Below are 17,784 nucleotides of genomic sequence, written 5' to 3' on the forward strand. Positions count from 1 at the left end.
TTGCGCCACAGGTCAGGGGCTCGACGGCACCCTCGGGGCATCGAGCCGGGCGGACGGGGGACGCGGTACGCCGGCCAGGCCGAGGTCCGCGTCGAGGGACCGTACGCGGGCCAGGGCCGGCGCGCGCTGCTCCGCGGGCAGCGTCCGCGCCAGCGCCCGCCACACCTCCGGGTCCTCCTCGCCCCACGGGCTGTACGCCCAGTCGCCGAGCAGCCCCGCGTCGCCGCGCGCGATCAGCGCCGCGCGGAGCTCGTCGGCCAGCCGGCGCCGCAGCCGGGCGATCTCGGGAGCCGCGGAGCCGGGCAGCAGCGGGCCCGGGTACCCGCGCACGGCCGCGGACACGGCGCCCAGGGCGAGCCGCTCGGCCACCCAGCCGTAGTCCGTCTCGACGGGACCCGCCAGCCGGTACGGGCGGGAGAGCAGCGCGTCGGGCCCCAACAGACCGCGCAGCCTCGACAGTTCCGCGCGCAGCGTGACGGGGGAGACGTCCTCGTCCTCGTACAGGGCCACCAGCAGTTCGTCCCCGCCCAGCCCCTGCGGATGGCGGGTGAGCAGCAGCATGATCTCGCTGTGGCGGCGGCTCAGCCGAAGGCCCGCCCCGGCCCGGCCGCCGGCACCGCCCGCGCGACCCCCGCCGTCCGTGTCGGCCCCCGGCCGCCACTCCGCCTCGTCCCGCCCGAGGACGCGCAGCACCCCCGCGCCCGCCGCGCCGAGGGAGGTGCCGCCCGCCGCGCCCGGCACGGGTTCGGGCGGCAGCAGCGCGAGCTGCGCCTCGACCGCCCGGGCCACCGCCTGCACGAACGCCAGCGAATGCGGATGGGCCAGCCCGTCCCCGCCGGTGATGTCCACCGCCCCCAGCAGCCGCCCGCTGTGCGGATCGTGCAGGGGCGCCGCCGCGCAGGTCCACGGGTGCACCCGGCGACTGAAGTGCTCCGCCCCGAAGACCTGCACGGGCCGGTCCAGGGCCGTCGCCGTGCCCGGGGCGTTCGTGCCCATCGCCGACTCCGCCCACCGGGCCCCGGGTACGAACCCCAGCGCCTCCGCCCGCCGCCGCGTGCCGCCGTGCCCCTCCACCCACATCAGCCGACCGCCCGCGTCGCACACGGCGAGGAGGTGCTCGCCGTCCGCCGCGACCGACCCCACCAGCTCCCGGACCACCGGCATCACCCGGGCCAGGGGGTGGGCCGCGCGGTAGTCGGCCAGGTCGCGGTCCGGGAGCTCCACCCGGGGCGCACACTCCGGACTCACCCGGGCCCGCGCGCTGCGCCGCCACGACTCCGCCACGACGGCCCGTACCGGCGGCACCACCCGGCCGTCCGCGGCGAAGGCCGCGTGGGCGCGCCGCAGCGCCCGCGTGCGCTCCGCCGGATCCGCCCCGTTCGGCAGTGCCACCCACGGATCGCTCAACTCGGCCTCCTCGGAACGGGGTTGGGGCAGGCCGGGCCGGCGGGTCCCGGGCGCCCTCATCGTCGTACCGCCGGAGCGGCCGGGCAAGGAGGCCGTCGGCCAGCCGGGGCGGGGCGCGGGGCGGGTCGCCGTCCGGATCCGGCCACCGGTTAGGGTCGGACGCGGGGCGAGCGACGACGGACCGACACTGCTACAGGGGAGGAACCGAACCGATGAGTGGAGCCGTCACGGCGGTCAGCAGCAATGCGGAGTACTCGTTCACCAAGCCCAACCGCGAGAGCATCACCCTGCTCGAGGGCCTGGGCGTGGCGGGCGACGTGCACGCGGGGGTCACCGTCAAGCACCGCTCGCGCGTGGCTCAGGACCCCACCCAGCCGAACCTGCGGCAGGTGCACCTCATCCACGAGGAGCTGTTCGCGGAGGTCGGCGCGGCCGGCTTCGAGGTGCGCGCCGGCGACCTGGGGGAGAACGTCACCACCTCCGGCCTCGACCTGCTCGGCCTGTCCGCCGGCACGCTGCTGCACCTCGGCGACGAGGCGGTGGTCGAGGTGACGGGGCTGCGCAACCCGTGTCTGCAGATCGACGCCTTCCGGGCCGGGCTGCTCAAGCGGGTCGTGGGGCGCGACGAGAGCGGCGCGCTGGTGCGCAAGGCCGGGATCATGGGCGTGGTGCGGCGGGGCGGCACGGTCCGCCCCGGCGACGCGATCGTGGTCGAGGCGCCCGAGGGGCCGCACGTCCCGCTCGACCGGGTCTGACCCGCCCCGGGCCGCGGCGCGGAACGTTCCGCCGCGGCCCGCCCCGCCCGGCCGACCCAACCGCCCGGCCGCCGTCAGTAGTAGTCCCGCATCAGCTCGTGCGACCACTCCGGCTGCCGGACCTCGCCGCGCGGCCCGAACTCCGCCATGTACGGCTTGACGTCCAGGACGGGTGTGCCCGCGACGGCGTCGAGACCGGTCACGTGGACGTCCAGTCCGTCGACCTTCAGCACGCGGCAGCGGGAGACGCCCAGCCGGTTCGGGCGGTTCTTGCCCCGCTGGGCGAAGATGCCGACCAGCGGCCAGTCCGGGTTGCCGCGCGGGCGCCGGGCGCCGCTCTCGATCCGGTCCGCGTCGACCCGGTCGAAGTGGTAGACGACCTCGATGTGGGAGAAGTCCGCCAGCCCGAAGAGGGCCTCCGGTCCGAAGCGGTCGCCGTCGAACCGGAGCACCGCCGACTCGCGGTCCCAGTCGTCGTCCACCACGTCGGTCCGGCCACCGACGACCGTGGCCACGGCCTCGCACTGCACCTGCGTCATGTCGCGCCCTCCACCGACCGTTCGTGCCGTCCGGCGGGTGCGGGTGGGGGCGCGCGCGCGTACGCACCGCCCGCCCGCGCCCGCGGCGGCCTGTCCCCGTGATCATGCAGGGCCGGCGGCACTCCCGTCCCGGTCTGCGCCGAACCGTTTCCCCGGATCGGCGCGGGAGCTCCCGGTACGCGGCTCAGGACGAGGGGCGGACCGCGATCTCGTCCAACGCCGTCAGCAGCCCGGGCAGTTCGGCCCCGCGGCCGATCGGGACCACGCCACCCGGCTCGTCGTCCAGCAGGACGAAAGCGATGTCGTCGGTGCGGGCCACCAGCGACCAGCCCGGCCCGTCCACGCGCAGCGTGCGCGCTTCCTCGCTGCCGAAGGAGGACCGGATCCGCCCCGGTGGCGGGGGCGTGACGGTGTACGCACGGAGCTCGTCCAGCACGCGCCGGACACCGTCGTGGCCGTACCGCGGCCCGTCACCCGGTGCGGCGCCACCGTCGGCCCCGGTCCCGGTCCCCGTCTCGGTCCCGGCCCCGGGGGTGCCGTCCCCGGTGGCTTCCGCCGCGTCCGCGTCCGCGTCCTCCTCCGTCGGCAGGTCGAACTGCGCGCGCCACGCGTTCCACTGCACCGCGATCTCGTCGGCGCCCTGCCGTCGCTGCGCCGGCCCCCACGCGTCCGCGGCGGGCGGTGCCAGCGGCACCCGGTTCGTGCCGTCCGCGCCCTGCTCGGGATCGTGCGGGTCGGGCAGCCCCGGCGCCGCCACCGCCAGCGCGATCGGCCAGCCCGCGAGGGAGGACACGATCGTCCGCTCGTCCGGCGACAGGTCGTACTCCATGCCGCAGTCCCAGGAGGCGATGGCCACCGCGACCAGCGAGACGTCGTCGACGATCACCGTCCAGCGCGCGCCGTCCCCGTCCTGGCCGAGGACGAGCCCGTAGCCCTCCGCGTACGGCGTGAGGCCGAGCATCGCGCAGGCCTCGACGTAGTCGTCGCCCAGCACGCTCGGGAACTGCGCCGGCGTGAGCAGCACGGCGGACAGCACGTAGAGCGAGCCGCCGGTGTCCTCCCCGGCGGGCTCGGCGGGGTCCTCGCGCACGTCGCCCCGCGGCTGCGCGGCGCCCTCGTCCGTACTGGCCACGTGTCCCTCCTGTCGCGTGTTCGTCGGCGCACCCTAACCAGTCGGTAACCTCGGCGTCGAGAGCCCGCGGGTCTCGATTTCCGCCGCTGGTCCGACGGGGTCGGCCCGGTCCGGCGGTGCGCCGGCCGGCCCTGCCCCAAACGGGGTTCCCGCACGTAGAGTTGGTCCTCCACTACAGAAGGGGACCCCCGCGGTGAAGCGCTACGAGCGGCTCAAGGAGATCCTCCGGCTGGACCCCGAGAAGGACTTCCTCGCGATCTACCGGCTCACCGCGACGTACGAGTTCCCGTGGGACTTCACCCGGGCCCTGGAGCTCGCGCTGTACCGGACGTACGCCGTCCCGAGCATCGGCCGGCTGCTCGCCGAGACCGCCGAGTTCACCGACCGTGCGCAGAAGCGCTACGACGACACCTCCCTGCTGCTCGACGCGGTCGTGGAGCACGGCTTCGACGCCGAGCAGGGCCGCACCGCGCTGCGCCGCATCAACCAGATGCACCGCAGCTACGACATCAGCAACGAGGACATGCGGTACGTCCTGTGCACGTTCGTGGTGATCCCCAAGCGGTGGCTCGACGCGTACGGCTGGCGCCCGCTGTCCCGGCACGAGATGCGCGCCTCGGCCGCGTACTACGCCACGCTCGGGCGCCACATGGGCATCAAGGACGTTCCGGGCTCGTACGAGGGGTTCGAGCGCCTCCTCGACGCCTACGAGGCGGAGCACTTCGGCTGGGACGAAGGCGGCCGGAAGGTCGCCGACGCCACGCTGGACCTCATGGCCTCCTGGTACCCGGCCGCGCTCGCCCCCGCGCTGCGGTCCGCCAGCCTGGCGCTCCTCGACGAGCCGCTGCTGCGGGCCTTCCGGTACGAGGACCCGCACCCGGCCCTGCGCTCCGTGGTCCGGGGCGCGCTGCGGCTGCGCGGCCGGGCGGTGCGGCTGCTCCCGCCGCGGACCGCCCCGCACTACGCACGGCAGAACCCGGAGATCAAGGGCTACCCCGACGGCTACGACGTGGCCGAGCTCGGCACCCACCCGGTGCCGGGGCTGCGGGGCTGCCCGGTCCCGCACGTACGGAAGGGCGCCGACGCCACCGCCACCGCCGCCACCACTGCCGCGGAGGACGCTCCTCAGCCCTGACGTACCGCCAGGGCCAGGAAGCGGTCCTCCTCGTCCGCGTAGGACTCCAGCCGCCACCCCGCGCCGGCGAGCAGCGGGCCGAGGTTCCCCTCCGCCCGCAGGTCGTCCGGGGTGAGCCGGCGCCCGTGCCGGGCGGCCAGCGCGGCCCGTCCGATCGGGTGGAACAGCGCCAGCCGCCCGCCGGGGCGCACGACCCGGGCGAGCTCCCGCAGGTTCCCGGCCGGCTCGGGCAGGTGCGAGACGAGGCCGGCGCCGAACACGGCGTCCAGCGCGCCGTCCCGCAGCGGCAGCCGCGTCACGTCCGTGCGGACCAGCGTCCCGGCCCCGCCGCGTCCGGCGCGCTCCGCGACCGCGAGCATCTCCGGCGTCAGGTCCGCTCCGATCACCACGCCGTCCCGGCCCACCGCGGCGCGCAGCGGGGGCAGGGCGCGGCCGGTGCCGCACCCGGCGTCCAGGACCCGGTCGCCGGGGCGCAGGCCGAGGTCGGCCACGGCCGCGGCGTACGCGGGGCCGTCGTCGGGGAACCGGGCGTCCCAGTCGGCCGCGCGGGCGCCGAAGAACTCCTGGACGTGTGTCGGGTCATCACTCATGAGCCCATGATCCCGCACCGGCCCGTCGGCGCTCCGGGGGTTCCATACATTCCGTGAATCCGATGGCACCGCGTGTGATCGGATGCGAACGTATCCCTGTCATATTCCAGCAGCTTTCGAAATGCGCCCCCTGTTCGCGCCGTCACCCGGACTAGCGTCCCTGGGCCATGGGACACCTGGACCACGCCGCCTACGGCTGGCTGACACCCGTGCTGTCGTACGTGATGGCCTGCATCGGCGCCGCCCTCGGACTGCGCTGCACCGTCCACGCACTCGCCGCGACCGGACGCTCCCGCCGCAACTGGCTCCTGACCGCCGCCTCCGCCATCGGCACCGGCATCTGGACCATGCACTTCGTCGCGATGCTCGGCTTCAGCGTCACGGGCACCGAGATCCATTTCAACGTGCCGCTGACGATCCTCAGCCTCCTCGGCGCCATGGTGGTGGTCGGTGCGGGGGTGTTCGCCGTCGGCTACGGGCGCGACCGGGGCCGGTCCCTCGTCCTCGGCGGACTCACCACCGGGCTCGGCGTGGCGAGCATGCACTACCTCGGGATGGCGGCGCTCCGGCTGCACGGTGACATCGCGTACGACCCCCTCACCGTGGTCCTCTCCGTCGCGATCGCCGTCGTCGCCGCAACCGCCGCCCTCTGGGCCGCGCTGAACATCAGGTCCCCGCTCGCCGTCGCCGGTGCCTCCCTCGTCATGGGCGCCGCGGTCAGCAGCATGCACTACACCGGGATGACGGCCGTCGCGGTCCGCGTCACCCCCTCCGACGCGGCCCTCCCCGGGGCCACCGCCATGCAGTTCATCTTCCCGCTGGCGGTGGGGCTCGGCTCCTACCTCTTCCTCACCTCCGCGTTCGTCGCCCTGTCCCCGACGGCCGACGAGCGGGCCGCCTCCGCCTCGGCACAGCGCCTCGGCGACCAGGTGCCGGCGCAGGGGCCGGGCGTCGGGAGCGGGTCCGCGGCACGGACGGCGTAGCGGTCGCCACGACGACCGGCGGTCCTTCCCCTGCCCTGTCCGTCCTCCCCGTCCTCCCGTCCCTCCCTCCGCCCGCACCGTCAGCCCGAACGAGGAGCCCATGCGCACACCCCGCACCACCCCGGACGCCGGAGCACCCGCGCTGCCCGCGCCCGCGGCGCGTGGCCGCCGCGCGCACGCGGGCCCGCCGGCCGAGGAGCACCCGGAGGACGGCACCGGCCCGGACCCCGCCCGGTCCGGACGCGCCGGGGGACCGGCCGACCGCCCCGGCGGCCGGCCCCGGCCGGGCCTGCGGCCCCGGACCGTGCGCGCGAAGATCATCTCGCTGCTGATGGTGCCGGTGGTGTCCCTGCTGGCGCTGTGGGCGTTCGCCACCGTCGGCACGGCCCACGACGTGGCGCGGCTGAGCCGCCTGCAGCGGGCGGACACGGAGGTGCGGGGGCCCGTCGCCGCGACGGTGGCCGAGCTCCAGGCGGAACGTATCGCCGCCGTACGCTTCCTGGCCGCGCCCGGCGCCGACCGCGCGGCCGCGCTCGATGCGCAGGGCCGCCGTACCGACGCGGCCGTGGCAGCCCTGCGGCTGGGCGTCCGCCACACCGTCGCGGACGCCGGTGACTACCCCGTCGAGGTCGCCCGGCGGCTCCGCTCCTTCGTCGCCGGCGCCGAGGCCCTCTCGGTCTCGCGCACCGACGTCACGGCCCGCAGGACCAGCGCGGCGGCCGCGCTCGACCTCTACTCGGGTGCGGTCGACGCCGCCTTCACCGTCCAGGGCGCGCTCGTGGGCCGGCGGGACGGCGCACAGGGCGCCGACGCGCGGGTCCTGCTCGAGTTCGAACGGGCCGCCGAGCTGCTCGCCCGCGAGGACGCGCTGCTCGCCGCGCACGCCGACGGCCGCCTCACGCCCGAGACCGTACGCCGCTTCGCCGCCGCGGCGGCGGGCCGCCGCGCCCTCACCGACTCCGTGGCCCCCGACCTGCCGGCCGCCCAGCGAGCCCGCTGGCGGACCACCGCCAAGAGCGCCGGGTACGCCGACCTCGTCGCCGCGGAGGACCGGGTCCTCGGCGCCACCGGCAAGCAGGCGGTCCCGGCGGGCTGGCAGGCCGCGCAGCGGGCGGTGGCGGACGCGATGCGCGACACCGCCGCCTCGGCCCGCACCGACCGGACCGCCGACCGCACCACCCCGCTCGTCGGCGGCCTGGTCAGCGGAGCGGGCGCCGCCGTGCTCCTCGGCCTGGCCGCCGTGGCCGCCTCGCTCGTCATCTCGGTGCGCATCGGCCGCGGCCTGGTCGTCGAGCTCGTCGCACTGCGCAACGGAGCCCTGGAGATCGCCCACCACAAGCTCCCGCACGCCATGGACCGGCTGCGCGCCGGCGAGGAGATCGACGTGGCGGCCGAGACCCCGGCCGGTCCGCCCGCCGAGGACGAGGTCGGCCAGGTCGGCGAAGCCCTCGCGTCCGTGCACCGGGCGGCCCTCGGCGCCGCCGTCGAACGCGCCGAGCTGGCCAGCGGTGTCTCCGGGGTGTTCGTGAACCTCGCCCGGCGCAGCCAGGTGCTCGTCCACCGCCAGCTCAACCTGCTGGACTCGATGGAGCGGCGCGCCGACGACCCCAACGAACTGGGCGACCTGTTCCGCCTGGACCACCTCACCACCCGCATGCGCCGCCACGCGGAGAGCCTGATCATCCTCTCCGGGGCCGCGCCCGGCCGCGCCTGGCGCATGCCCGTGCCGCTGACGAACGTGGTGCGGGCCGCGGTCTCCGAGATCGAGGACTATCCGCGCGTCGAGGTACGCGGGCTGCCGGAGGCCGGAGTCATCGGCGGGGCCGTCGCGGACCTCACCCACCTCCTCGCCGAACTGATCGAGAACGCCGCCCAGTTCTCGCCCCCGCACACCAAGGTCCGGGTCAGCGGCGAGCCGGTGGGCAACGGCTACGTGCTGGAGGTGGAGGACCGCGGCCTCGGCATGGGCCCGGAGCGGCTCGCGGAGGCCAACCGGCGGATCGAACGGTCCGAGGCGCTCGACCTGTTCGACAGCGACCGGCTCGGGCTGTTCGTGGTCAGCCGACTGGCCGCCCGCCACCACGTCCGGGTGCACCTGCGCACGTCGCCCTACGGCGGTACGACCGCCGTCGTGCTGCTGCCGACCGCCCTGCTGCAAGGCGCCCTGCCGGCGGGGTCCGCCGAGCGCACCGGCGGGGCGGAGGAGCGCGAGGAGGCGGCTGCGGACCTGCGCATCCCGGTGCGCGGCGCCCGGCCCGTACCGGCGCGCGCGGCCGGCACCGACCGCGCCGGGGCGGACCGCGCCGGGGCCGACCGCGCCGGTGTCGACCGCGGCGGCATCGACCTCGGCAGGATCGACCGCGCCGGGGCCGACCGCGCCGGGGCCGACCGCGGCGGCATCGACGAGTCCGTCCCCTGGTCGTTCCCGGAGCCGACCCGGAGTTCCGTCCCCGAGCCGGCGCCCGTCGGTGGCGGGGAGCCCGTACGCGGCCACGAGCCCGTACGCGCCGGGCGGTCGCCCGCGTCCGGTGCCGGTTCCGAGCCCGCGCGCCCGGCCGCGGAGCCGGGCGGTACCGCCCGCCCCGGGCAGGTGGCGCCGGCGCGCCCCGGCGCGGAGTCCGCTCCCGTCGCCCAGGACCCGCCGCCGGCCCCCGTCACCACCCTGCGCCAGCGCGGTCCGGCCGCCCAGGCTCCCCGTACCGCCGCCGGCACCGTCACCGAACTTCCCCGCCGGGTACGCCAGGCCAGCCTCGTCCCCCAGCTGCGCGAGGTCGCCCCGCCCGACGCGGCGGCCGGCACCCGCGCCCCCGAGGACCCGTCCGGCCTCACCCCCGAGCAGGCCCGCGACCGCATGGCCGCCTACCGCGCGGGCTGGGCCCGGGGCGCGGACGAAGCCACCCATGCAGGCACCGAAGGAGAACGCTCGTGATCGAACACCACAGAGTCGACAGGGACTCCGCCCGCAGGTCCGGTGAGCTGGACTGGCTCCTGGACGACCTGGTGGTCCGGGTCCGCGAGGTCCGGCACGCGGTGGTGCTGTCCAACGACGGCCTCGCGGTGGGTGCCTCCAGTGCCCTCAGCCGTGAGGACGCCGAGCACCTCGCCGCCGTGGCCTCCGGCTTCCACAGCCTGGCCAAGGGCGCCGGCCGGCACTTCGCGGTCGGGGGCGTGCGCCAGACGATGGTCGAGATGGACGACGGCTTCCTCTTCGTCGCGGCCGCGGGGGACGGTTCGTGCCTGGCCGTGCTCAGCGTCGCGACCGCCGACATCGGCCTCATCGCGTACGAGATGGCACGGCTCGTGAAGCGGGTGGGGGAGCACCTCTACACCCCGCCGCGGTTCGTCCCGCACCCGCCGGCCGCGGGCTGACGGGACGGGACGGACCGTGGCGGGTGGACGGGACGCGGCCGCGCCCCCGGCGGGCGGCGGACGGTGGTACGACGCCGACGCCGGACCCCTGGTGCGCCCGTACGCGATGACCGGCGGGCGCACCAGGCCGGGACCGAGCGGGGTGCGCTTCGACCTGATCGCCCTGGTCGTCGTCGACCCGGGCGGCACCGACGCGGCGGCCGAGTCGCTGCTGGGGCCCGAGCACCGGGCGCTGTTGTCCCTGTGCCGGGCCGAGACCCAGTCCGTGGCCGAGCTCTCGGCGGAGGCGGACCTGCCGGTGGGCGTCGTGCGGGTGCTGCTCGGCGACCTGCTGGAAGGCGGCCACGTACGGGTGAGCCGCCCGGTACCGCCCGCCCGGCTGCCGGACGAGCGGATTCTGCGTGAAGTCATCGAAGGATTGCGAGCGTTGTGATGGGACAGGACGACGGCTCGGAGGGCGGCGAACTGGCCGCCCTCGCCCTGAAGATCCTCGTGGCCGGTGGCTTCGGGGTGGGCAAGACCACCCTGGTGGGCGCGGTCAGCGAGATCCGACCGCTGCGCACGGAGGAGCAGCTGAGCGAGGCCGGTGAGCTGGTCGACGACACCGGAGGCGTCGACCAGAAGCGCACCACCACGGTGGCCATGGACTTCGGGCGCATCACCATCCGCGCCGGGTTGTCCCTCTACCTGTTCGGGACGCCGGGGCAGGACCGGTTCTGGTTCCTGTGGGACGAGCTGTCGCAGGGCGCGCTGGGGGCGGTGGTGCTCGCCGACACGCGGCGGCTGGAGGACTGCTTCCCCGCGGTCGACTACTTCGAGCACCGGCGCATTCCGTTCGTGGTGGCCGTGAACTGCTTCCCCGGGGCCCGCAGGTACGGCGCGCACGAGGTCTCCCAGGCCCTCGACCTGGAGCAGGGCACGCCGGTGGTGCTGTGCGACGCCCGCGACAAGGACTCGGGCAAGGAGGTCCTGATCCGCCTGGTGGAGTACGCCGGCCGCGTGCACACCGCCCGCCTCCTCGACGCGGTGGAGGCCCGGCCGGGCGCGGTCTGACGGACCGCCGGGGCCGGGCGCCCGGACGGGCGGGTGCTTCGGCCGGGCGGCCGGGTGTCCAGGGGGCAGCGGAGGCAGGCGGTCTCCGCGGTCTATTCGGCGATGCCGCGTTCGGCGACGACCTTGTCGAGGCGGAGCCGGACGAGGTACTCCTCCGGGACCGCGTTGCGGCGGCCGTACGCCTCCGCCTGCTCCTCGCCCATGTAGCGGGCCGCGATGCGCGTGGCCCAATGCAGCTTCTCCGCAGGGTCGTCGGTGAGCTCCGCCCGGCCGTGGAGCAGCACGTAGGAGAAGGGGGGCCGGTCGTCGTCCACGCAGACGGCGGCCCGGCCGTCGCGGGCCAGATTGCGCCCCTTGACAGTGTGCTTGCCGGTGTTGAAGACGAGGCTGTCCCCGTCGAGAAGGAACCAGATCGGGGCGATGTGCGGGCTCCCGTCCGCGCGGACCGTCGAGAGCTTGCCGGTACGGGTCGCGTGCGAGACGAACTCCCGCCATTCCTCTTGAGTCATTCTGTTCGCCATGGCCCCATCCTCCTTGCCGGGAACGCCCAGGTGGGGAAGGCTGGCGGAACAGCTACGCGGGGGCGGGGGCGACCGCGCGAACGGGGAGGCGACGACATGGCGCTGGACAAGCAGCTGGACTGGCTGCTCGACGATCTGACGCGCAGGGTCCAGCAGGTGCGGCACGCGGTGGTGCTGTCCAACGACGGCCTGCTCACCGGGTCGAGCGGCGGGTTGGAGCGGGCGGACGCCGAGCACCTGGCGGCGGTCTCCGCGGGGCTGCAGAGCCTGGCCAAGGGCTCCGGCCGGCACTTCCGCGCCGGGCAGGTGCGCCAGACGATGGTCGAGTACGACGAAGGGGTCCTCTTCGTCATGGCCGCCGGCCAGGGCAGCAGCCTGTGCGTGCTCAGCGGCGCCGAAGCGGACGTCGGTCAGGTGGCGTACGAGATGACGCTGCTGGTCAACCGGGTGGGCGAGCACCTCGGGGTGGCGGAGCGCTCGCGCGAGTGAAGCGCGCCCGTGCGCGCCGGAATGCGGGTTATCCACAGGCCGGCGCGACGGTCGTCACGGCGGGCTACGGTCTTCACGCAGAGTAGTCGAACCACTCGCGGAGGAGACTGTCGTGGACGTGATGAACGCGCTGCGCGCGGCCGATGGGATGCGCACGGCGAAGGTGAGGGGCGCGGTGACGGTGCGGCGCACGGCGGTGCCGCTGGGCGCCGGCCGGGCCGCGGAGGAACTGGGGTTGCGGCGCGCCGAGTTCGAGCTGGCAGCGGAGCTGGGCCTGGTCCGGGCGGACGCCGGGCCGCGGCGCTGGAGCCGGGAGGAGATCGAGCGGGTCCGCGGCGGCACGGGCTTCCCCGAGGCGCTGTACGAGCGGGTCCGCACCGTCAACACGGGAGCGGGAGCGGGCCTGCTGGGCATCGGCACCGAGCGATTGCGGGCCCTGACCAAGTGCGGGTACCTGACCCCGGTCGGCTACCGCGTCAACCGCTACCGGATGGTGGTCTGGCTCTACCTCGCCCAGGAACTGAGGGAGTTCAGGGTGCGGGAGCGCGGTCTGGCCGTGGGACCGCTGCCGGCCCGGGACCGGCGGCGGCTGGCCGCGGGGGCGGACGTGCGCGCCCGGAACTGGCGCGGGCGCCGCACCGGACTCCTGCTGGCCCGCACCACCGACCCGTGGGAGCGGGCGGCCGTGGTCGCCGCCCTGCTGGAACCTCCCGACCTCGCGCTGGTGGTGCCCGAAGAGGCCGAGCGGGCCCTGCTCACGGTCCTCGCCCCGCCGCGCCCGTACGGGCACCCTCATGCGCCCGCGGCGGCGGAGGTCGCCGACCGGCTCCTGCGGGCCCGCGAGCCCGACGAGATCATCTGGTACTCGGCGAGCCTCGGGATGGCACTGGCCGAGGCCCGCTCGGCAGCGAGCGGGTCCCGGCCGGGGGGCGCGTCAGTCGAAGGCGACCGGCGAGAGGGGGCCGACATAGACCCACGCGCCGCCTTCGCGGGCGAAGCTGCTGTTCTCGTGCAGTGAACCGGTGTGCCCGCCCTCGCGGTAGTGCGCCCGGAACTCCACCGCGCCCTCGGTCTCGAACAGGCCGCCGCGCTCGGCGCCCAGGATCTCCAACCGCACCCAGCGCTGGTCGGGGTCCAGCTCCAGCCGCCCGGGCCGGGTGGTGGAGTGCCAGGACCGCATCAGGTAGGCGGTGTCGCCGACGGCGAACGCGCTGAACCGCGAGCGCATCAGGAGCTCGGCCGTGGGCGCCTGCTGGGCGCCCGAGTGGAAGCGGCCGCAGCAGCTCGCGTAGTCGGCGGGGAGTCCGCAGGGGCAGGGGGCGGTCGGGGACGGCGTGGGCACGCGGGGTCAGTCCTTCAGGGGTGCGTAGGGACGGAAGAGCCCTTCCTGGACCACGGAGACCAGCAGCCGGCCCTCGAGATCGTAGATCCGGCCGCGGGCCAGGCCGCGTCCGCCGTGGGCGATCGGCGACTCCTGGTCGTACAGGAACCACTCGTCGGCGCGGAAGGGGCGGTGGAACCACATGGCGTGGTCGAGCGAGGCCATGTCGAACCCCCGCACGCCCCAGAGGGGTTCGACGGGGATGCGCACGGCGTCCAGGAGGGTCATGTCGCTGGCGTAGGTCAGTGCGCAGGTGTGCACGAGCGGGTCGTCGCCCAGCGGCCCGACCGCGCGCATCCACACCGCGCTGCGCGGATCGGCGTCCTTGATCTCCTCGGGCGTCCAGCGGAGCCGGTCGACGTAGCGGATGTCGAAGGGCTGGCGGCGGGCCATCCGCTCCAGCGCCTCCGGCAGCGCCCCCAGGTGCTCGCGGATCTCGTCCGCGACCTTCGGGAGCGTGTCCGGGTGCACGAGATGGCGAGGAGGCAGCTGGTGCTCGATGCTGCCTTCCTCCGGACGGTGGAAGGAGGCGGTGAGGTTGAAGATCGTGCGGCCCTGCTGCACGGCGGTGACCCGGCGGGTGGTGAAGGACCGGCCGTCGCGGACCCGCTCGACCTGGTACACGATCGGCACGCCCGGGATGCCCGGGCGCAGGAAGTACGCGTGCAGCGAGTGGACCGGCCGGTCCCCCTCGGTGGTGCGACCCGCCGCGACCAGGGCCTGGCCGGCGACCTGCCCGCCGAAGACGCGCTGGAGCGACTCCTGCGGGCTGGGCCCGCGGAAGATGTTCACTTCGATCTGCTCCAGGTCGAGCAGGTCCACGAGTCTCTCGGCGGGGTTCGTCATCAGGGGATCTCCACTGCTGTCGGGTTCCGGCGGTCGGTCGGGATCAGAGCTGGCCGACGGCGGTGACCCGGACCACGGCCCGGCCCTCCTCGTCGGAGGCCGCGAGGTCGACCTCGGCGCTGATGCCCCAGTCATGGTCGCCGTTCGGGTCCGCGAAGGTCTGGCGGACGCGCCACAGACCGTGCGCCGGGTCCTCCTCGATCGACAGCAGCTTGGGCCCGCGCGCGTCGGGTCCGGTGCCCAGGTCGTCGTACTCGTCCCAGTACGCGTCCATGGCATCGCCCCACGCGTCGGCGTCCCAGCCGGACTCCGCGTCCATCTCGCCCAGCTCCTCGACGTGGTCGAGGGCGGCGAGCTCCACCCGGCGGAACATGGCGTTGCGGACCAGCACGCGGAAGGCGCGCGCGTTCGCCGTGACCGGCTTGACCTGGTCGGCCTTCTCCTGGGCCTCCTCGGCGGACTCCAGTTCCGGGTTGGCGAGCTGCTCCCACTCGTCCAGCAGGCTGGAGTCCACCTGGCGGACCAGCTCGCCCAGCCAGGCGATGAGGTCCTCGAGGTCCTCGGACTTCAGGTCGTCCGGGATGGTGTGGTCCAGCGCCTTGTACGCGCTGGCCAGGTAGCGCAGCACGATGCCCTCGGTACGGGCCAGCTCGTAGAAGGAGGTGAACTCGGTGAAGGTCATCGCCCGCTCGTACATGTCGCGGATGATCGACTTGGGCGAGACGGGGTGGTCGCCCACCCAGGGGTGGCTCTTGCGGTACACGTCATAGGCGTGCTGCAGGAGCTCCTCCATCGGCTTGGGGTACGAGATCTCCTGGAGGCGCTCCATGCGCTCCTCGTACTCGACGCCGTCGGCCTTCATCGCCGCGACGGCCTCGCCGCGGGCCTTGTTCTCCTGGGCGCCCAGGATCTGGCGCGGGTCGTCCAGGGTGGACTCGACGACGGAGACCATGTCCAGCGCGTAGGAGGGGGACTCCGGGTCGAGCAGGTCGAACGAGGCCAGCGCGAAGGTGGACAGCGGCTGGTTGAGGGCGAAGTCCTGCTGGAGGTCGACGGTGAGGCGGATCGTGCGGCCCTCGGCGTCGGGGGTGTCGAGCTGCTCGACCACACCGCCGTCGAGCAGCGAGCGGTAGATCGCGATGGCCCGGCGGATGTGCCGCAGCTGGTTCTTGCGCGGCTCGTGGTTGTCCTCCAGCAACCGGCGCATCGCCTCGAAGGCGTTGCCCGGCCGGGCGATCACCGACAGGAGCATGATGTTGGTGACCTTGAAACGCGAGGTGAGCGGCTCGGGATCGGAGGCGATGAGCTTCTCGAAGGTGTTGTCGGTCCAGCCGACGAAGCCCTCAGGGGCCTTCTTGCGGACGACCTTGCGGCGCTTCTTCGGGTCGTCGCCGGCCTTGGCGAGCGCCTTCTCGTTCTCGATGACGTGCTCGGGGGCCTGGGCGACCACGAAGCCGGCCGTGTCGAAGCCGGCCCGGCCGGCCCGGCCGGCGATCTGGTGGAACTCCCGGGCGCGCAGGGTCCGCACGCGGCTGCCGTCGTACTTGGTCAGCGCGGTGAACAGCACCGTGCGAATGGGGACGTTGACGCCCACGCCGAGGGTGTCGGTGCCGCAGATGACCTTGAGCATGCCGGCCTGGGCGAGCTTCTCCACCAGGCGCCGGTACTTGGGCAGCATGCCCGCGTGGTGCACGCCGATGCCGTGGCGCACGTACCGGGAGAGGTTGCGGCCGAACTTGGTGGTGAAGCGGAAGTTGCCGATCAGCTCGGCGATCTTGTCCTTCTCCTCGCGCGTGCACATGTTGATGCTCATCAGCGACTGCGCCCGCTCGACCGCCTGGGCCTGCGTGAAGTGCACGATGTAGACCGGCGCCTGCCTGGTCTCCAGCAGCTCGGTCAGGGTGTCGGTGATGGGGGTGGTCACGTACTCGTACGACAGCGGGACGGGCCGGGTCGCGGAGCGGACCACGGACGTCGGGCGGCCGGTGCGCCGGGTGAGGTCCTCCTCGAAGCGGGACACGTCGCCGAGGGTCGCGGACATCAGGACGAACTGCGCCTGCGGGAGCTCCAGCAGCGGGATCTGCCACGCCCAGCCGCGGTCGGGCTCGGCGTAGAAGTGGAACTCGTCCATGACGACCTGGCCGATGTCCGCGTTCTTGCCGTCGCGCAGGGCGATCGAGGCGAGCACCTCGGCGGTGCAGCAGATCACGGGGGCGTCGGCGTTGACGGAGGCGTCGCCCGTGAGCATGCCGACGTTCTCGGTGCCGAAGAGCTTGCACAGGTCGAAGAACTTCTCCGACACCAGTGCCTTGATGGGGGCCGTGTAGAAGGTGACCTTGTCCTGGGCGAGCGCGGTGAAGTGCGCGCCGGCGGCGACCAGGCTCTTGCCGGAGCCGGTCGGGGTGGACAGGATCACGTTCGCGCCGGAGACGACCTCGATCAGCGCCTCCTCCTGAGCCGGGTACAAGGTGATGCCCTGGTCCTCGGCCCAGGTGGAGAAGGCCTCGAAGAGGGCATCGGGGTCGGCGTCGCTCGGCAGCTGATCAATGAGGGTCACGACCCCATCTTGCCTGGCTTCACCCCGGAAGGGGGAACCGGCGGACGGCCTGAAGATCACCGAGGGTACGCTGTGCCGTCAGCCGGGCCGTGCGGCGCGACCGCCGCACGGGCCCGACCAACACTTCACTGGGGGCGGGACGAGCATGATGGGACCGGCGCACTCACTCTCCGGGGCGGCGGCCTGGCTGGGGGTGGGGGCCGCGACGGCGGCCGCGGGCCATCCCATGCCCTGGCCCGTCCTGGTCGTCGGGGCGCTCGTCTGCGCCGGCGCCGCGCTCGCGCCCGACCTGGACCACAAGGCCGCCACCGTCTCGCGGGCCTTCGGCCCCCTCTCGCGAGGGCTGTGCGAGGTCGTCGACAAGGTCTCGTACTCCGTCTACAAGGCCACCCGCACCCCGCGCGACCCGCGCCGCTCCGGCGGCCACCGCACGCTGACCCACACCTGGCTGTGGGCCGTGCTGATCGGCGCGGGCGCCTCCGCCATCGCCGCCACCGCGGACCGCTGGGGCGTCCTCGCCATCCTCTTCGTCCACCTCGTCCTGGCCGTCGAGGGGCTGCTGTGGCGGGCCGCCCGGATGTCCAGCGACATCCTCGTGTGGCTGCTGGGCGCCACCAGCGCGTGGATCCTCGCGGGTGTGCTCGACCAGCCTGGCAACGGCGCGCACTGGCTCTTCACCGGCCCCGGCCAGGAGTACCTGTGGCTCGGCCTGCCGATCGTGCTGGGCGCCCTGGTCCACGACCTGGGCGACGCCCTCACCGTCTCAGGCTGCCCCGTGCTGTGGCCCATCCCGATAGCAGGCAAGCGCTGGTACCCGCTGGGCCCGCCGAAGGGGATGCGCTTCCGCGCCGGCAGCTGGGTGGAGCTCAAGATCCTCATGCCCGCCTTCCTGGTCCTCGGCGGCGCCGGCGGCGCCGCCGCCCTCAACTTCATCTAGGGGGCGGCCGGCGGACCGGCCTCGGCCCGGCCGTGATCCGCCGGCCAACCCCCTGGCCCGCCCACTCCGGACCGCGAGCCCCGCCCCCTG

At 74.7% G+C, this 17,784-nt stretch carries 18 protein-coding genes; 10 read left to right on the forward strand and 8 right to left on the reverse strand.

Annotated features, from left to right (window positions below; translation table 11 throughout):
• Nucleotides 1-12: 12 nt before the first annotated feature.
• Nucleotides 13-1,407 carry a GAF domain-containing protein gene (locus ACIQCH_RS28545; protein WP_402585493.1) on the reverse strand — a complete coding sequence of 465 codons (1,395 nt, stop codon included), beginning with the start codon at nt 1,405-1,407 and terminating at the stop codon, nt 13-15.
• Nucleotides 1,408-1,619: 212 nt separating this feature from the next.
• Here ACIQCH_RS28545 and ACIQCH_RS28550 point away from each other — a divergent pair, with 212 nt between their 5' ends.
• Nucleotides 1,620-2,162: an MOSC domain-containing protein gene (locus ACIQCH_RS28550; protein WP_402585495.1), complete on the forward strand. Its 543-nt coding sequence runs from the start codon at nt 1,620-1,622 to the stop codon at nt 2,160-2,162.
• A gap of 74 nt (nt 2,163-2,236) precedes the next feature.
• On the opposite strand, the gene ACIQCH_RS28555 is transcribed toward ACIQCH_RS28550, so the two are convergent.
• Nucleotides 2,237-2,701 carry an SAM-dependent methyltransferase gene (locus ACIQCH_RS28555; protein WP_402585497.1) on the reverse strand — a complete coding sequence of 155 codons (465 nt, stop codon included), beginning with the start codon at nt 2,699-2,701 and terminating at the stop codon, nt 2,237-2,239.
• Nucleotides 2,702-2,885: 184 nt separating this feature from the next.
• The gene (locus ACIQCH_RS28560) at nt 2,886-3,791 is read right to left on the reverse strand and encodes a hypothetical protein (RefSeq protein ID WP_402585546.1); all 906 of its coding nucleotides are present in this window, start codon (nt 3,789-3,791) and stop codon (nt 2,886-2,888) included.
• Nucleotides 3,792-4,026: 235 nt separating this feature from the next.
• Here ACIQCH_RS28560 and ACIQCH_RS28565 point away from each other — a divergent pair, with 235 nt between their 5' ends.
• Nucleotides 4,027-4,968 carry an oxygenase MpaB family protein gene (locus tag ACIQCH_RS28565; protein ID WP_402585499.1) on the forward strand — a complete coding sequence of 314 codons (942 nt, stop codon included), beginning with the start codon at nt 4,027-4,029 and terminating at the stop codon, nt 4,966-4,968.
• Here the strand turns inward: ACIQCH_RS28565 and ACIQCH_RS28570 are convergent.
• On the reverse strand, nt 4,959-5,558 hold the full coding sequence (locus ACIQCH_RS28570) for a class I SAM-dependent methyltransferase (protein ID WP_402585501.1): 600 nt from the start codon (nt 5,556-5,558) through the stop codon (nt 4,959-4,961). The two genes, ACIQCH_RS28565 and ACIQCH_RS28570, sit on opposite strands and share 10 nt — an antisense overlap.
• Nucleotides 5,559-5,725: 167 nt before the next feature.
• On the opposite strand from ACIQCH_RS28570, the gene ACIQCH_RS28575 reads away from it, so the two are divergent.
• The 5 genes from ACIQCH_RS28575 (at nt 5,726) to ACIQCH_RS28595 (ending at nt 10,963) form a co-directional block, all read left to right on the forward strand.
• On the forward strand, nt 5,726-6,541 hold the full coding sequence (locus ACIQCH_RS28575) for an MHYT domain-containing protein (RefSeq protein ID WP_402585503.1): 816 nt from the start codon (nt 5,726-5,728) through the stop codon (nt 6,539-6,541).
• A gap of 100 nt (nt 6,542-6,641) precedes the next feature.
• Nucleotides 6,642-9,470, forward strand: coding sequence for a nitrate- and nitrite sensing domain-containing protein (locus tag ACIQCH_RS28580; RefSeq protein ID WP_402585505.1), 2,829 nt, complete (start codon nt 6,642-6,644; stop codon nt 9,468-9,470).
• Entirely contained in the window at nt 9,467-9,910 is a 444-nt protein-coding gene (locus ACIQCH_RS28585; RefSeq protein WP_402585506.1) for a roadblock/LC7 domain-containing protein, read from the forward strand. Before ACIQCH_RS28580 ends, ACIQCH_RS28585 begins: the two co-directional genes overlap by 4 nt.
• 16 nt (nt 9,911-9,926) lie before the next feature.
• Nucleotides 9,927-10,343: a DUF742 domain-containing protein gene (locus ACIQCH_RS28590; RefSeq protein WP_402585507.1), complete on the forward strand. Its 417-nt coding sequence runs from the start codon at nt 9,927-9,929 to the stop codon at nt 10,341-10,343.
• Complete coding sequence (locus tag ACIQCH_RS28595; RefSeq protein ID WP_402585509.1) at nt 10,343-10,963, forward strand: GTP-binding protein; 621 nt, start codon at nt 10,343-10,345, stop codon at nt 10,961-10,963. The genes ACIQCH_RS28590 and ACIQCH_RS28595 overlap by 1 nt, the downstream gene beginning before the upstream one ends.
• A 92-nt stretch (nt 10,964-11,055) precedes the next feature.
• Here ACIQCH_RS28595 and ACIQCH_RS28600 read toward each other — a convergent pair whose 3' ends face one another.
• Complete coding sequence (locus ACIQCH_RS28600; RefSeq protein ID WP_402585511.1) at nt 11,056-11,484, reverse strand: PPOX class F420-dependent oxidoreductase; 429 nt, start codon at nt 11,482-11,484, stop codon at nt 11,056-11,058.
• Nucleotides 11,485-11,580: 96 nt separating this feature from the next.
• On the opposite strand from ACIQCH_RS28600, the gene ACIQCH_RS28605 reads away from it, so the two are divergent.
• Together ACIQCH_RS28605 and ACIQCH_RS28610 are read left to right on the forward strand one after the other, a co-directional pair.
• Nucleotides 11,581-11,973, forward strand: coding sequence for a roadblock/LC7 domain-containing protein (locus tag ACIQCH_RS28605; protein WP_402585512.1), 393 nt, complete (start codon nt 11,581-11,583; stop codon nt 11,971-11,973).
• A gap of 121 nt (nt 11,974-12,094) precedes the next feature.
• Nucleotides 12,095-12,991, forward strand: coding sequence for a DUF6397 family protein (locus ACIQCH_RS28610; RefSeq protein WP_402585548.1), 897 nt, complete (start codon nt 12,095-12,097; stop codon nt 12,989-12,991).
• Here ACIQCH_RS28610 and ACIQCH_RS28615 read toward each other — a convergent pair.
• Genes ACIQCH_RS28615 through ACIQCH_RS28625 form a run of 3 tightly spaced genes read right to left on the reverse strand, consistent with a single transcriptional unit; the run spans nt 12,908 to nt 16,757 of the window.
• The gene (locus ACIQCH_RS28615; RefSeq protein ID WP_402585514.1) at nt 12,908-13,315 is read right to left on the reverse strand and encodes a YchJ family protein; all 408 of its coding nucleotides are present in this window, start codon (nt 13,313-13,315) and stop codon (nt 12,908-12,910) included. The genes ACIQCH_RS28610 and ACIQCH_RS28615 overlap by 84 nt on opposite strands.
• Nucleotides 13,316-13,321: 6 nt before the next feature.
• Nucleotides 13,322-14,200 (reverse strand): acyl-CoA thioesterase, encoded by an 879-nt coding sequence (locus tag ACIQCH_RS28620; RefSeq protein WP_402585516.1) that lies wholly within the window; start codon nt 14,198-14,200, stop codon nt 13,322-13,324.
• 43 nt (nt 14,201-14,243) lie between these two features.
• Nucleotides 14,244-16,757: a DEAD/DEAH box helicase gene (locus ACIQCH_RS28625; protein ID WP_402585518.1), complete on the reverse strand. Its 2,514-nt coding sequence runs from the start codon at nt 16,755-16,757 to the stop codon at nt 14,244-14,246.
• A gap of 145 nt (nt 16,758-16,902) precedes the next feature.
• Here ACIQCH_RS28625 and ACIQCH_RS28630 point away from each other — a divergent pair, with 145 nt between their 5' ends.
• Entirely contained in the window at nt 16,903-17,694 is a 792-nt protein-coding gene (locus ACIQCH_RS28630) for a metal-dependent hydrolase (protein ID WP_402585520.1), read from the forward strand.
• Nucleotides 17,695-17,784 lie beyond the last annotated feature (90 nt).

The sequence above is a fragment of the Streptomyces sp. NPDC093225 genome, from assembly GCF_044753805.1.
In the GTDB taxonomy this organism is placed as follows: Bacteria; Actinomycetota; Actinomycetes; order Streptomycetales; family Streptomycetaceae; genus Streptomyces.

Excerpts from the sequence above, each read along its gene's own strand:
- ACIQCH_RS28600 (WP_402585511.1), bottom strand. The coding sequence starts at position 11,484 with ATGGCGAACAGAATGACTCAAGAGGAATGGCGGGAGTTCGTCTCGCAC.
- ACIQCH_RS28555 (WP_402585497.1), bottom strand. The coding sequence starts at position 2,701 with ATGACGCAGGTGCAGTGCGAGGCCGTGGCCACGGTCGTCGGTGGCCGG.
- ACIQCH_RS28605 (WP_402585512.1), top strand. The coding sequence starts at position 11,581 with ATGGCGCTGGACAAGCAGCTGGACTGGCTGCTCGACGATCTGACGCGC.
- ACIQCH_RS28610 (WP_402585548.1), top strand. The coding sequence starts at position 12,095 with ATGAACGCGCTGCGCGCGGCCGATGGGATGCGCACGGCGAAGGTGAGG.
- ACIQCH_RS28595 (WP_402585509.1), top strand. The coding sequence starts at position 10,343 with ATGGGACAGGACGACGGCTCGGAGGGCGGCGAACTGGCCGCCCTCGCC.
- ACIQCH_RS28620 (WP_402585516.1), bottom strand. The coding sequence starts at position 14,200 with ATGACGAACCCCGCCGAGAGACTCGTGGACCTGCTCGACCTGGAGCAG.
- ACIQCH_RS28570 (WP_402585501.1), bottom strand. The coding sequence starts at position 5,558 with ATGAGTGATGACCCGACACACGTCCAGGAGTTCTTCGGCGCCCGCGCG.
- ACIQCH_RS28630 (WP_402585520.1), top strand. The coding sequence starts at position 16,903 with ATGATGGGACCGGCGCACTCACTCTCCGGGGCGGCGGCCTGGCTGGGG.
- ACIQCH_RS28580 (WP_402585505.1), top strand. The coding sequence starts at position 6,642 with ATGCGCACACCCCGCACCACCCCGGACGCCGGAGCACCCGCGCTGCCC.
- ACIQCH_RS28550 (WP_402585495.1), top strand. The coding sequence starts at position 1,620 with ATGAGTGGAGCCGTCACGGCGGTCAGCAGCAATGCGGAGTACTCGTTC.
- ACIQCH_RS28575 (WP_402585503.1), top strand. The coding sequence starts at position 5,726 with ATGGGACACCTGGACCACGCCGCCTACGGCTGGCTGACACCCGTGCTG.